This is a genomic window from Nocardioides humi (assembly GCF_006494775.1).
Taxonomy (GTDB): domain Bacteria; phylum Actinomycetota; class Actinomycetes; order Propionibacteriales; family Nocardioidaceae; genus Nocardioides; species Nocardioides humi.
This window is the reverse complement of sequence record NZ_CP041146.1, coordinates 5,660,540-5,674,027: the sequence shown is the minus strand read 5'-3', so window position 1 is coordinate 5,674,027 and position 13,488 is coordinate 5,660,540. Positions and strand designations below refer to the sequence as shown.

Here is a 13,488-nt window from a genome sequence, read left to right as displayed (position 1 = left end):
GCCATGACCACCACCGCGCACACCATCGATCCCAGCAGCGTCGTCGTCGCCGCCGACGGCTCCGACCACGCCGACCGGGCGGTCCAGTGGGCCGCCGGCCAGGCCTTCCGCGAGCGGCGGCCGCTGACCGTCGTGACCGCCATCGGCATCCCGGGCGTGCCCGCCGTCAGCTGGGCGGGCATGGGCGCCGCGTACGCCTACCAGCCCGACGAGCTGCTGCAGCGCGGCCGGGCCATCGCGGACGAGGCGGCGGCCGTCGCGCGCCACCTCCACCCCGGCCTGGACGTGTCCACCGTCCCGCTGATCGGCGACCCGCGCCAGGTCCTCGTCGAGATCTCGCAGCGCGTCCACCTCCTCGTGCTGGGCTCCCGCGGCCGCGGCGCGTTCCGCAGCAAGGTGCTGGGCTCGGTGAGCGCGGCGGTCAGCCGCGACGCCGCCTGCCCCGTCGTCGTGTGCCGTCCCCAGGCCGGCGACGGGCATCCCGACCGGGGCGTCCTCGTCGGTGCCGACGGCACCGCCGAGTCGCTGCCGGTCGTCGAGTTCGCCTTCCAGCAGGCCTCCCTCCTGGACCTGCCGCTGACCGTCGTCCACTGCCTGTGGGACGAGGTGGCCGCCGTCCACGGACCGGTGATGGTGTCGCCGCGCGAGACCGGGCTGGACGAGTACCGGATGCTGCTCTCCGAGAACGTCGCCGGCATGTCGTCGAAGTTCCCCGAGGTCACCGTCGACCTCCGCCTGGCCCGCGGCCTCGCCGAGGAGTGCCTGAGCGACACCAGCGGCTCCTGGAACCTGATCGTCGTCGGCCGGCACCCGGTCGACTCCCTGCTCCGCCTGATCACCGGGGCCGTCGCCACCGCCGTGGTCGAGCGGGCCCACACCACCGTCGCCGTCGTCCCGCAGGCCGAGCCCGCCGCCGAGGGCGCCGAGAGTCCCGAGAGCACCGAGAGCTGAGCAGGAGCCGTCATGAGCACCACCATCCCGGCAGGCAGCATCGTCGTCGCGGCCGACGGCTCCAAGCACGCCGCCCGCGCGCTGGACTGGGCTGCCGAGCAGGCGGCCCTCGAGGACCGCGCCCTGGTCGTGGTCACCGCCGACGAGGGCGACGTCCTGCGGATCAACGCGGCGGCGGTCCGGCAGGCCGAGGAGCTCGCGCCCGCGGTCGACGTCGTCGGCCTGACCGCACCCGGCGATCCACGCGGCGTGCTGATCGAGCTGTCCCGCGACGCCCACCTGCTGGTCCTCGGCTCCCGCGGCCGGGGCGCCATGCGCAGCATCCTGCTGGGCTCGGTCAGCGCCGCCGTCAGCCGGCTGGCCCTGTGCCCCGTCGTCGTGTGCCGGCCCGGCGCCCACGACCAGGGCACCCGCGGCAAGGGCGTCCTCGTCGGCGTCGACGGCACCGAGTCCTCGCTCGCCGTGCTCGAGTTCGCGTTCGGCCAGGCCGCCCTGCGCGGGCAGGAGCTCACCGTCGTCCACGTCGTGTGGGACGTCGTCGCCGCCGTCGCCGGCCTCCGGAACGTCCGGGTCGAGGACGTCGACCTCGGCCCCGAGGACGAGGCGCACCTGCTCCTCGCCGAGTCCGTCGCCGGGTTCGCGGAGAAGTACCCCGACGTCCCGCTCACCCTGCGCGTCACCCACGGCCTGGTCGACGACGTGCTCGGCGGCCGCACCGCCGGCTGGGACCTCGTCGTCGTCGGTCGGCACCCGCTCGACACCGTGGGCCGCCTCGTCACCGGGTCGATCGCCACCGCCGTGGTCGAGCGGGCCCGCACGACCGTCGCCGTCGTCCCCGAGCAGCCGGACAAGTAGCGGACAGCCAGCAGGCGGGCGGCGGGCGGGCGCCGACGTCGTAGCCTCGGAGCGTGGTCCCCGCCGACACCGTCCTCGTGCTCAACGCCGGCTCGTCGTCGCTGCGGTACGCCGTGCTCGACCCCGGCGACGGGCGCCGGCTCGCCGGCGGCCACGTCGAGCAGCTCGAGCTGGACGGCTTCGGCCCGGCCCTGGAGCGGGTCACCGACGAGCTCGCCGGCGCCGGCCTCGCCGGGCGGCTGACGGCCGTGGGGCACCGCGTGGTCCACGGCGGAGCGCGGCACACGTCGCCGACGCTGGTCGACGACGACGTGCTGGCGGACGTCGAGGCGCTGAGCGTGCTCGCTCCCCTGCACAACCCGCCCGCCGTCGCGGGCATCCGGCGCGCTCGCACGGTCTGGCCGGACCTGCCGCACGTCGCCGTGTTCGACACCGGCTGGTTCGCCGGCCTGCCCGCGGCGGCGGCCACCGTGACGATCGACCGGCGGGTCGCGGCCGAGGAGGGGATCCGCCGCTTCGGCATGCACGGCACCAGCCACGCCTGGGTCGCCGGACGCGCCGCCGACCTGCTCGGCCGGCCGCTCGCGGAGCTGGGCCTGGTGACCCTGCACCTCGGCAACGGCGCCTCCGCCGCCGCTGTCCGGGGTGGGCGCCCGGTCGAGACGAGCATGGGCTTCACCCCGCTGGAGGGGCTCGTCATGGGCAGCCGGGGCGGCGACATCGATCCCGGGGTGCTGCTCCACCTGCTGCGCCACCGCGGGTACGACGCCGACCGGCTCGAGGACCTGCTCCACCACCGCAGCGGGCTGGCCGGCCTCGCCGGGACCGGCGACTTCCGCGACCTGCTCCGCGCCGTCGACGACGGCGAGGCCGACGCCCGCCTGGCGTACGACGTCTACTGCCACCGGATCCGCAAGTACGTCGGCGCCTACCTCGCCGTGCTCGACGGCGCCGACGCCGTGGTGTTCACCGGCGGGGTCGGCGAGAACGTGCCCCGCCTGCGGGCCGACGCCCTGCGCGGCCTGGACCGGCTCGGCATCGAGGTCGACGACGACCGCAACGACTCCGCCGGCAGCGGCCCCGCCGTGATCTCCCCGGCCGGCACCCGGGTGAGCGTGCTCGTCGTCCCGACCGACGAGGAGCTGTCGATCGCCCGTCAGGTGGCGGAGCTGCTCGCCGGGTCCTAGATGATTGATTCCAAGGTCTCGCACGCTCCGCGACGCTCATCACGCACGCTGGCACGATCCCTTGGAATCAATCATCTAGCGGTCACCACCGGCCGGCCAGGACCAGTCCCGCACCTCCGGCAGGTCCTCGCCGTGCTCGCGGGTCCAGGCCCGCGCCCGGCGCCGGGAGTCCTCCATCAGCTGGCGCACCTCCGCGGCCCGCGAGCCGAGGCCCGGCACCCGGTCGATCACGTCCATGACCAGGTGGTACCGGTCCAGGTCGTTCATCATCACCATGTCGAACGGCGTCGTGGTGGTGCCCTCCTCGAGGTAGCCCCGGACGTGGAGGTTGTGGTGGTTCGTGCGCCGGTAGGTCAGCCGGTGGATCAGCCAGGGGTAGCCGTGGTAGGCGAAGACGATCGGCCGGTCGGTGGTGAAGACGGCGTCGAAGGCCGCGTCGCCGAGCCCGTGCGGGTGCTCCCGCTCGTCCTGGAGCCGCATCAGGTCGACGACGTTGACGAACCGCACGCCGACCTCGGGCAGGTGCTCGCGCAACAGCGACACCGCGGCCAGCGCCTCGAGCGTCGGCACGTCCCCGGCGCAGGCGAGCACCACGTCCGGGTCCTCGCCGCCGCTCGACGCCCAGTCCCAGATCCCGAGCCCGCGGGCGCAGTGCAGGTCGGCGGCGGCCGGGTCCAGCCAGTCGTACGACGGCTGCTTGCCCGCCACGACGACGTTGACGTAGTGGCTGCTGGCCAGGCAGTGCTCCATGGTCGCGAGCAGGGTGTTGGCGTCGGGCGGGAGGTAGACGCGCACGACCTCCGCCTTCTTGTTGACGACGTGGTCGATGAAGCCGGGGTCCTGGTGGGAGAACCCGTTGTGGTCCTGGCGCCACACGTGGGAGGTGAGCAGGTAGTTCAGCGAGGAGATCGGCGGGCGCCAGTCCAGGGTGCGGGTGGTCTTGAGCCACTTCGCGTGCTGGTTGAGCATCGAGTCGACCAGGTGGATGAACGCCTCGTAGCAGCTGAACAGGCCGTGCCGGCCGGTGAGCAGGTAGCCCTCCAGCCAGCCCTGGCAGGTGTGCTCGGAGAGGATCTCCATCACCCGCCCGTGCGGGGCGAGGTGCTCGTCGACCTCGCGGATCTCCCCCGCGAACACCTTGTCGGTGACCTCGTAGACGGCGTCGAGCCGGTTGGACGCGGTCTCGTCGGGGCCGAACAGCCGGAAGATGTCCGGGTTGCGGCGGATCACCTCGGCCAGGTAGTTCCCCAGGACCCGGGTGGGCTCGTGGGTCGAGGCGCCGGGCGCGGTCACCTCGACCGCCGCGGTCGAGAAGCGCGGCAGGTCGAGCGGCCGGCGCAGCAGGCCGCCGTTGGCGTGCGGGTTGGCGCTGGTCCTCCGGTCGCCGACCGGAGCGAGGTCGAGCAGCTCCGGGACCGGCCGGCCGTCGGCGTCGAAGAGCTCCTCGGGCCGGTAGGACCGCAGCCACTCCTCCAGCTGGGCCCGGTGCGCGGGGTTCTCCCGGGTGCCGGCCAGCGGCACCTGGTGGGCCCGCCAGGTGCCCTCGACGGGCACGCCGTCGACCTCGCGCGGCCCGGTCCATCCCTTGGGGGTGACGAGCAGGATCATCGGCCAGGGCCGTCGTACGACGTCGCCGTGGTCGCGCGCCGCGGCCTGGATCTCGCGGATCCGGTCGTGGGCGGCGTCCATCGCCGCCAGCAGCTGCCGGTGCACGTCCAGCGGGTCGTCGCCCTCGACGGTCAGCGCCTCGTGCCCGTAGCCGCGGAGCAGGGCGAGCAGCTCCTCCCGCGGGATCCGGGCGGGCACGGTCGGGTTGGCGATCTTGTAGCCGTTGAGGTGCAGCACCGGCAGCACCGCGCCGTCGGCGACCGGGTCGAGGAACTTGTCGGCGTGCCAGGAGGCGGCCAGCGGGCCGGTCTCGAACTCCCCGTCGCCGACGACGGCGACCGCGACCAGATCGGGGTTGTCGAGGACGGCGCCGTAGGCGTGGGAGAGCACGTAGCCGAGCTCGCCGCCCTCGTGGATCGAGCCGGGCGTCTCGGGCGCGACGTGGCTCGGGACGCCGCCCGGCGCGGAGAACTGCGCGAAGAGCCGGCGCATCCCGGCCTCGTCGCGGCCGATGTGGCGGTAGACCTCGGAGTAGGTGCCCTCCAGCCAGGCGTTGGCGACGGCGGCAGGACCGCCGTGCCCGGGCCCGGCGAGCAGGATCGCGTCGACGTCGCGCTCCCGGATCAGCCGGTGCAGGTGGGTCCACACCAGGTTCAGCCCGGGCGTGGTGCCCCAGTGGCCGAGCAGCCGGGGCTTGATGTCCTCCGGCTCCAGCGGCCGCCGCAGCAGCGGGTTGTCGCGCAGGTAGATCTGCCCGACGCTCAGGTAGTTGGCCGCTCGCCACCAGGCGTCGAGGCGGCCCAGCTCGTGCTCCTCGGTCATGCGGTCCCTCCTGTCCGCGCCTTCGTCGGCACCTTCGTCAACACCATGCCCGCCGCCCGTCCGGCCGCAGGTCCCGGTCGCGCAGCACCACGCCCAGCAGGTCGCCGTACGACGCGCAGGCACGGCGGAAGTCGCGGCGGCGGTACTCCACGACCAGCACCCGGTCGCCGTACGACGCGACGTAGCGGCCGCACTCGTCGTAGCGGCCGCACTCCTCGGCCACCGCGAAGTCGAAGCCGAGCCGGCGGCCGTCGAGGCCGGCCCAGTTCTTCTGGCCGACGGCCAGGCCGGCGGCGTGGGCGCGGGCGATCAGCAGCCGGGCGAACCGCTTCGCGTGCCGCGGGCGGAGCAGGCCGTGGCTGCGCGAGAAGGAGTCCAGGTTGTCGATCTCGACGGCGTCGTACCCGTCGCGGGCGCAGCGGTCGATCCAGCGCCCGACGATCCGCGCCAGCCGCTCGCGCTTCGCGGCGGTGCGGATGTCGAGCAGCCGCTCGTCCCACGCCTCGTCGACGACCGGGCGGCCGCGGTCGCGCAGCACGAGGCCGGGGTGGCGGCGCCAGATCCGCCGCTCGCCGGGCTGGGTCTGGAAGCCGTTGACGTAGCAGACGTTGTAGCGGCCCGGCTCCGGCGCCGCCCGCCGGTCCCGGACGACGACGCCGACGTTCGGCGCGGGCGCGACGGCTCCCCCGAGCTGGTAGTCCACGTCGACGCCGCCCGGGGGCGGCGTCACCACCGGGCCCGCGCCCAGGGCGAGCACGAGGCCGAGCACGGGCAGCAGCGCCGCCGGCATCAGTGGATGAGCTCGCGCCAGTTCAGCGGCACCCGACCGCGCGGGCCGGGCGCCGGCTGGTCGGCGGGATGGCTGGCCGGCGCGGCCAGGTCCGGCCCGGTGGCGTAGTCCTCGCTCGCGTAGTCCCAGAACCAGTCCTCGCCCGGCTCGAAGGACTGGACGACCGGGTGCCCGGTGTCGCGGAAGTGCGCCGAGGCGTGCTGCGCCGGCGAGCTGTCGCAGCAGCCGACGTGCCCGCAGGCCGCGCACCGCCGCAGGTGCACCCACCAGCCCTCCGCCGCCGTGCACTCCGCACAGCCCGGGCCGCTCGGCGGGACGTCGGTCGCGATCGCAGGAGTCTCCTCGCCCATGCCCCCGACACTAGGAACCGCTCAGGGGATGTACAAGGTCGCCCTCACCGGGTTGTGGTCGGAGGCCATCGGCGTGGCGTACTTGTTGCCGGCGAGCAGGGCGAGGTTCTCCCAGCTCGGCACCGTGATGCCCGGCGAGACGAAGATCCGGTCGACATGGGTCGGCCAGGTCGACGAGCGCGGCGGGTTGACCTTGAACCCCTGCGCTGAGTTCAGGTAGGGCAGGGTCAGCGACGCCGCGATGTCGCTGGAGTCGGCGAAGCCGGCGGCCTCGAGGACCCGTCGCGGCGTGTCGCTCTCGCCGCGACGGTCGCGGCCGCGGTGGGAGTTGTAGTCGCCCATCAGCACGATCGGGTGCCCCGCGAACCTGGCCTGGACCTGGCCCAGCACGTAGGACGTCTCGGCCTGGCGCTTGGCGTCGTCCCTGCCGTCACGCAGGTGCAGGGCGGCGACGGCGATCTGCCGGCCGGTGGCGCGGTGCTGGACGAGGGCGTGGCAGTAGCCGTGGTTGCGGTCCTTGAACATCTTGAACCGGGTGCCCTTGCTGTTCTGCTTGGGGTCGACCACGGCGTAGACGCTGGAGCGCACGTAGACGACCTGGCTGAACAGCTGGCGCTTCTTGCTCATCTGGGTCCGGCAGGCGAGGGCGTAGCCGCGCTTCTTCATCACCTTGCCGAGCAGGCGCTTCTTCTTGCCGTACTTGTGGGCCAGGTGCGCCTCGACGAAGACCATCACGTCGGCGTTCATCCGGTTCACGCTCTTGACGACCTTCTTCTGGCGCTTCTTCCACTTCCAGCCCTTGTTGCAGTTCTTCTTCGAGCCGCAGCCGACGTTGAACGTCGCCACCGTGGTGGCGAGGGCGGTCGCGGTCACCGCGCGGTCCCGCGGCGGGGTGACCTTGCACGAGCGCGGGCCGCCGTTGCCGTTGACCGTCACCGCGAAGCAGTACGTCGTCCCGGGGGCCAGGCCCGCGATGTCGGCGTGCGCCCCGGCGGCGGTCACGGTGAGCCGCTGCGGGTCGTCGCCGGGGTAGACGTCCGGTCCCGCGGTGGACACCAGCACGCCGTATCCCGTCGCGCCGGCGACCGGGTCCCAGTCCAGGCTCACCGTCACGCCCCCTCGCTGCACCTGCTGGCCCGAGACCCACGGGGCGCCGGGCTTCCCGGCGGCCTGCGCCGGGACGGCGGACCCGAGGAGGCCCAGGGAGAGGGCGAGCGCGGTCAGGAGGGCGAGCAGGCAGCGGGCAGCACGGCGGTACACGGAGGGGGGCATGAGCCCACTTTCTCGCAATCCCCCACCAAGCGCAGGTCGATCCCCAAAATTGATGACAGAACCGCTGCAGCGATCGCCCGGGGTCACCAGGGCGAGGGCTGGTAGTCCTTCACGAAGCAGCCGTACAGGTCCTCGCCCGCCTCGCCGCGCACGATCGGGTCGTAGACCCGCGCCGCGCCGTCGACCAGGTCGAGCGGGGCGTGCCAGCCCTCGGCCGCGATCCGCAGCTTCTCGTGGTGCGGCCGCTCGTCGGTGATCCAGCCGGTGTCGACCGCCGTCATCAGGATCCGGTCGGTCTCGAACATCTCCCCCGCGCTGGTGCGGGTCATCATGTTGAGCGCCGCCTTCGCCATGTTGGTGTGCGGGTGGCCCGGGCCCTTGTAGCGGCGCGAGAACTGGCCCTCCATCGCGCTCACGTTGACCACGTAGGCGCGGCGCGCACCCGCCGCCACGGCCGCCCGCATCGCGGGCCGCAGACGCGAGACGAGCAGGAACGGCGCGATGGAGTTGCAGAACTGCACCTCCAGCAGCTCCAGCGGGTCGACCTCGTCGACCACCTGGGTCCAGGAGTTGTTGGCCTGCACGTCCGGGATCAGGCCGCCGGCGTCGACCGCCGTCCCGGCCAGGTGCGCCTCCAGGGAGGCGCTGCCCGCCTTGAGGGCGAGCGCCGTCATCGACGCCGCGTTGTGGGCCGCCAGCGCCGACTCGCGCGACTCGCCCTCGTGGTGGGCCACGGCGGTGGCCTCCAGTGCACCGGCGATCGAGGCGGGGTGCGCCTCCGAGATCCGGTCGAAGGTCACCATCTCGGGCAGGTCGCGGCCGCCGGGCAGCGCCTCCAGCGGGGCCGACTCGCCCTCGATCAGGTGGGAGTAGGCGCCGGGCAGGCGTCGTACCGTCTGGCAGGCGTTGTTGACCAGGATGTCGAGCGGGCCGTCGGCCGCCACGTCGTCGGCCAGCGCGATGACCTGGGTCGGGTCGCGCAGGTCGATGCCGACCACCTTGAGCCGGTGCAGCCAGTCGCCGGAGTCCTCGAGGGCGGAGAAGCGGCGTACGGCGTCCTTCGGGAAGCGCGTGGTGATGGTCAGGTGCGCGCCGTCGCGCAGCAGCCGCAGCGCGATGTACATCCCGATCTTCGCCCGCCCGCCGGTGAGCAGCGCCCGCCTGCCCGTGAGGTCGGTGCGCTGGTCCCGCTTGGCGTGGCTCATCGCGGCGCAGCGCGGGCACAGCCAGTGGTAGAACGCGTCGACGAGGGTGAAGTCCTCCTTGCAGATGTAGCACCCGCGGGCGGTGAGCAGCTCCCCCGCGAAGGCGCCCTGCGCCGTCGAGACCAGCGGGATGCCGGCCGTCTCGTCGTCGATCCGCATCCGGGACCCGGTCGCCGTCCGCTCGATGATGTCCTGGTCGTGGCGCTGCCGCTCCATCCGGATCTCGGCCCGCCGGGACTTCTTGATCAGCTTGTACATGTACGACGCCGCCCGCTTCACCGTGCGGATGTCGTCGTGGTCCGGCGGCAGCAGCGGGAGCTGGCCGAGGACCTTGAGGGTGATCGCCAGCTCGTCGGGGTCGATCCCGGTCAGCTGCTCGGAGGGGTCGACGGAGTACGGGCTGGGCACCGGCAGATCGTACGTGCGCAGGCGTGGTCAGGTCGTCTCGGCCTCGGCGATCGCGATGGCCAGGCGCCGCAATTCGGGAAGGGCCTCGGCGTCCTTGGGCCGGTTCGCGCTCTCCTTGGACCGGATCACGTCGGCGAGACTCGCGATCCGCGGCTCACTTTCACCCACCCGGAATTCGCCGGGCATCACGCACCAGGTCGTCGAAGCCCTCGGTCCCGTTCGGGATCATGGAGATGTCGAGGTCGCCGTACCTCGTGGTCAGGTTGAGCACCGAGATGCCGGCGAGCGCCGTCGCGTCGGTGGAGAACGGCAGGCCCTCCTCGAGACCGTCGACGCGGATCTTGGCCTCGAGCGCACCGAGCGCATCGGCCAGCCGGGCCAGGTTCTCCCCGCTCCGCTCCGGCGTCACGTCGACGTCGGACGTCGGCCGGCTCGCGCCGTGGAGCACCGCCGCATAGCCGCCGATCACGACGAACTCGACACCGTGCTCGTCGAGGACGCCCAGGATGGGCTCGGGACGGAAGGCGCTCATATCGCGGGTCGGTACTTCTCGACGAATGCGTCAAGGCCGGCGTCGATCTCCGCCTGGCGGGCCGGATAGGCGGCCGCCCGACGGTCCAGCACTCGGTCGTGGTCGTCGAAGACCTCCAGCCGCAGGCGCAGCTCCAGGCCGATGGAGATCAGGATCGTGTCCAAGGTGGGAATGGTCGGCTGCATCCTGCCCGTCTCGATCCGGGCGATCGTCGAGCGCGGGACGCCGGCGGCGTCGGCGACCTGCTGCTGGGTGAGACCGGTGCGGATCCGGGCGTCCTTGAGCAGGTTGGCGGCGGTCCGCCGGATGTAGCCCGCGGTGGTGGGGCCGGCCAACTCGTCGAGATCCCTCATGGACCAAGCGTAGCCGATACGCTACACCGTCCCACGCTGCTACCCTCGTGCCCGACAACTGAACATCGCGCTGTTCGAACCCCGGCGGGAGAGTCCCGGGTCCCACGAGGACCGGGCGCCGAAGGAGCAAATCTCCCCACGAATCTCTCAGGCACCCTGACCGCCGGGTCGAGGCGAACTCTGGAAAGTCGGACCGGATCGACCGGCCCGCACCCACGGTGCAAGCCGCCCGACCGGGCGGTGAAGCTCTCAGGTAGCGATGACAGAGCGGGGAGGCAACCCAGCCACGAGCGCGGCGTCCGCCGCGCTCTCCACGAGGAAGCCTCCCGCATGACGACCGACCCCGACGGGTCCCCCGCGGCGTCCCCGCGCCGTACCCTCCTCCACGACGTCCACGCCGCGCTCGGCGCGTCGTTCACCGACTTCGCCGGCTGGCAGATGCCGGTCCGCTACGGCTCGGAGACGGCCGAGCACCGCGCGGTCCGCGCCACCGCCGGCCTCTTCGACCTCACCCACATGGGCGAGATCGAGCTGACCGGGCCGGGTGCCGGCGCGGCGCTCGACCACGCGCTCGTGGGCCGGCCGTCCGCGATCGGCGTCGGCCGCGCCCGCTACTCCATGATCTGTGCCGAGGACGGCGGGATCATCGACGACCTCGTCGTCTACCGGCTCGCCGACGAGCACTACCTGGTCGTCGCCAACGCGAGCAATGTCGCCGTGGTCGCGCCGGAGCTCGCCGCCCGCGCCCGGGGGTACGACGCCACGGTCCGCGACACGTCGGCGGACTGGGCGCTGCTGGCGGTCCAGGGCCCGGCGTCGGCGGCGATCGTCGCGGAGCTGACCGCGCTCGACGTGCCGTCGCTGAAGTACTACGCCATCGACGCCGGCACCGTCGCGGGCATCGACGTGCTGCTCGCGCGGACCGGCTACACCGGCGAGGACGGCTTCGAGGTCTACTGCCGGCCGGCCGAGGCGCCGGCCGTGTGGGCCGCGCTGCAGCGGGCCGGTGACCCGCACGGACTGGTGCCGGCGGGCCTCGCGTGCCGCGACACGCTCCGCCTGGAGGCGGGGATGCCGCTCTACGGCCACGAGCTCACCCGCGCCACCACGCCGTACGAGGCGAACCTCGGCCGGGTCGTCGTCCTCGACAAGCCCGGCGGCTTCGTCGGCCGGGAGGCGCTCGCGAAGCGCGAGGAGGACGGCCCGCAGCGGGTGCTCGTCGGCCTGGCGGCCCGCGGGCGGCGATCGCCCCGCGCCGGCTACCCCGTCGTCGACCCCGCGACCGGCGCCGAGGTCGGCGAGGTCACCAGCGGCTCCCCCTCGCCCACGCTGGAGCGGCCGATCGCGATGGCCTACGTGCCGCCGCGCCTCGCGGCGCCCGGCACCCGCCTCGCCGTCTCGCTGCGCGGCGCCCTCGAGGACGCCGACGTCGTCGACCTGCCCTTCTACACCCGCCCCCGCTGACCTCACCGACCTGCCAGGAGCCCACCATGAGCAACCCCACCCACCTCCAGTACACCGCCGAGCACGAGTGGATCAGCGCCGACGGCGACACCGCCCGGGTCGGCGTCACCGCGTTCGCCGCCGACGCCCTCGGCGACGTCGTGTACGTCGACCTGCCGGCCGTCGGCAGCGCCGTCACGGCCGGCGAGGCCTGCGGCGAGCTGGAGTCCACCAAGTCCGTCAGCGACCTCTACGCCCCCGTGACCGGCGAGGTGGTCGAGGTCAACGACGCCGTCGACGCCGACCCGAGCCTGGTCAACAGCGACCCGTTCGGCGCCGGCTGGCTGTTCGTCGTCCGGGTCACCGATCCCGGCGAGCTGCTCGACGCCGCGGCCTACGACGCGCTGGTGGAGGCCTGAGATGACGCAGCGGATGCTCGACCAGCCGCTCGCGGCGTACGACCCCGACGTCCATGCCGCCATCGCCGCCGAGCTCGCCCGCCAGCAGGGCACGCTCGAGCTGATCGCGTCGGAGAACCTCGCCCCCGTCGCCGTCATGGAGGCCCAGGGCTCGGTGCTGACCAACAAGTACGCCGAGGGCTACCCCGGCCGCCGCTACTACGGCGGTTGCGAGCACGTCGACGTCGTCGAGCAGCTCGCCATCGACCGGGTCAAGGAGCTGTTCGGCGCCGAGGCCGCCAACGTGCAGCCGCACTCGGGCGCGCAGGCCAACGCCGCCGCGATGTTCGCGCTGCTCGAGCCCGGCGACACGATCCTCGGCCTGGACCTCGCGCACGGCGGCCACCTGACCCACGGCATGCGGATCAACTTCTCCGGCCGGCTCTACGACGTCGTCGCCTACCACGTCGACGACACGGACCTCCGGGTCGACATGGCCGAGGTGGAGCGGCTGGCCCTCGAGCACCGGCCGAGGCTGATCGTGGCCGGCTGGTCGGCGTACCCGCGGCAGCTGGACTTCGCGGAGTTCCGCCGGATCGCCGACCTCGTGGGCGCCCACCTCATGGTCGACATGGCGCACTTCGCCGGCCTGGTCGCCGCCGGGCTGCACCCGAGCCCGGTCCCCCACGCGGACATCGTCACCACGACCACCCACAAGACGCTCGGCGGCCCGCGCGGCGGCGTCATCCTGAGCAGGGCCGAGCTCGCGAAGAGGATCAACAGCGCGGTCTTCCCCGGCCAGCAGGGCGGCCCGCTCGAGCACGTCGTCGCCGCCAAGGCGGTCGCGTTCAAGATGGCCGCCTCGCCGGAGTTCCGGGAGCGGCAGGAGCGCACGCTGGAGGGGGCGCGGATCATCGCCGAGCGGCTGACCCGGCCCGATGTCGCCGGCGCCGGCGTCTCCGTGCTGACCGGCGGCACCGACGTGCATCTCGTGCTCGTCGACCTGCGCGACTCCGAGCTCGACGGCCGGCAGGCCGAGGACCGGCTGCACGGGATCGGGCTGACGGTCAACCGCAACGCGGTCCCCTTCGACCCGCGGCCGCCGATGGTCACGTCCGGGCTGCGGATCGGCACGCCGGCGCTCGCCACCCGCGGCTTCGGCGCCGAGGCGTTCGCGGAGGTCGCCGACGTGATCGCCGAGGCCCTCCGGCCGTCGTACGACGACGGCGCGGCCACCCGGCTCCGCGACCGGGTCGCGACGCTGGCCGCCGCCCATCCGCTGTACCCGGGGCTGTCGTGACCGCGCGGCGGTAC

The 13,488-nt window shown here is 73.5% G+C and carries 13 protein-coding genes and 2 riboswitches; of the genes, 6 read left to right on the top strand and 7 right to left on the bottom strand.

The genetic code is table 11. From position 1 onward, the window contains the following. Positions 1-3 precede the first annotated feature (3 nt). From FIV44_RS27375 to FIV44_RS27365, 3 genes are read left to right on the top strand one after another with little or no spacing between them, the layout of a single operon-like run. Positions 4-951, top strand: coding sequence for a universal stress protein (locus tag FIV44_RS27375; RefSeq protein WP_141007196.1), 948 nt, complete (start codon positions 4-6; stop codon positions 949-951). A gap of 12 nt (positions 952-963) precedes the next feature. Further along, the gene (locus FIV44_RS27370; protein WP_141007195.1) at positions 964-1,806 is read left to right on the top strand and encodes a universal stress protein; all 843 of its coding nucleotides are present in this window, start codon (positions 964-966) and stop codon (positions 1,804-1,806) included. 53 nt (positions 1,807-1,859) lie between these two features. Beyond that, the gene (locus tag FIV44_RS27365; protein ID WP_141007194.1) at positions 1,860-2,993 is read left to right on the top strand and encodes an acetate/propionate family kinase; all 1,134 of its coding nucleotides are present in this window, start codon (positions 1,860-1,862) and stop codon (positions 2,991-2,993) included. 75 nt (positions 2,994-3,068) lie between these two features. Here the strand turns inward: FIV44_RS27365 and FIV44_RS27360 are convergent, their stop codons facing one another. The 7 genes from FIV44_RS27360 to FIV44_RS27330 all read right to left on the bottom strand — a co-directional run bounded on the left by FIV44_RS27360 (position 3,069) and on the right by FIV44_RS27330 (position 10,333). Further along, the gene (locus FIV44_RS27360; protein ID WP_141007193.1) at positions 3,069-5,423 is read right to left on the bottom strand and encodes a phosphoketolase family protein; all 2,355 of its coding nucleotides are present in this window, start codon (positions 5,421-5,423) and stop codon (positions 3,069-3,071) included. Positions 5,424-5,460: 37 nt separating this feature from the next. Next, positions 5,461-6,213, bottom strand: coding sequence for an endo alpha-1,4 polygalactosaminidase (locus FIV44_RS27355; RefSeq protein WP_141007192.1), 753 nt, complete (start codon positions 6,211-6,213; stop codon positions 5,461-5,463). Next, complete coding sequence (locus FIV44_RS27350; RefSeq protein WP_141007191.1) at positions 6,213-6,563, bottom strand: UBP-type zinc finger domain-containing protein; 351 nt, start codon at positions 6,561-6,563, stop codon at positions 6,213-6,215. The genes FIV44_RS27355 and FIV44_RS27350 overlap by 1 nt, the downstream gene beginning before the upstream one ends. A 21-nt stretch (positions 6,564-6,584) precedes the next feature. Beyond that, on the bottom strand, positions 6,585-7,835 hold the full coding sequence (locus tag FIV44_RS27345) for an endonuclease/exonuclease/phosphatase family protein (RefSeq protein WP_141007190.1): 1,251 nt from the start codon (positions 7,833-7,835) through the stop codon (positions 6,585-6,587). 83 nt (positions 7,836-7,918) lie between these two features. Further along, positions 7,919-9,448 carry an SDR family NAD(P)-dependent oxidoreductase gene (locus FIV44_RS27340; RefSeq protein WP_141007189.1) on the bottom strand — a complete coding sequence of 510 codons (1,530 nt, stop codon included), beginning with the start codon at positions 9,446-9,448 and terminating at the stop codon, positions 7,919-7,921. Between the two features lie 160 nt (positions 9,449-9,608). After that, positions 9,609-9,980, bottom strand: a complete 372-nt coding sequence (locus FIV44_RS27335; protein ID WP_141007188.1) for a hypothetical protein — start codon at positions 9,978-9,980, stop codon at positions 9,609-9,611. Then, positions 9,977-10,333 carry a helix-turn-helix transcriptional regulator gene (locus FIV44_RS27330; RefSeq protein WP_141007187.1) on the bottom strand — a complete coding sequence of 119 codons (357 nt, stop codon included), beginning with the start codon at positions 10,331-10,333 and terminating at the stop codon, positions 9,977-9,979. Before FIV44_RS27330 ends, FIV44_RS27335 begins: the two co-directional genes overlap by 4 nt. A gap of 75 nt (positions 10,334-10,408) precedes the next feature. Further along, positions 10,409-10,506: riboswitch (glycine riboswitch) on the top strand. Then, positions 10,507-10,609: riboswitch (glycine riboswitch) on the top strand. It begins immediately after the preceding riboswitch. 54 nt (positions 10,610-10,663) lie between these two features. Between FIV44_RS27330 and gcvT the strand changes: the two genes are divergently transcribed. Genes gcvT through FIV44_RS27315 form a run of 3 tightly spaced genes read left to right on the top strand, consistent with a single transcriptional unit; the run spans position 10,664 to position 13,474 of the window. Beyond that, positions 10,664-11,797, top strand: coding sequence for a glycine cleavage system aminomethyltransferase GcvT (gene gcvT, locus FIV44_RS27325; protein WP_141007186.1), 1,134 nt, complete (start codon positions 10,664-10,666; stop codon positions 11,795-11,797). A gap of 26 nt (positions 11,798-11,823) precedes the next feature. Then, positions 11,824-12,195, top strand: coding sequence for a glycine cleavage system protein GcvH (gcvH, locus tag FIV44_RS27320; protein WP_141007185.1), 372 nt, complete (start codon positions 11,824-11,826; stop codon positions 12,193-12,195). Position 12,196: 1 nt separating this feature from the next. After that, a complete protein-coding gene (locus FIV44_RS27315) occupies positions 12,197-13,474 on the top strand; it encodes a serine hydroxymethyltransferase (RefSeq protein WP_181410867.1) in 1,278 nt (425 codons plus the stop codon). The last annotated feature ends 14 nt before the right edge of the window (positions 13,475-13,488 follow it).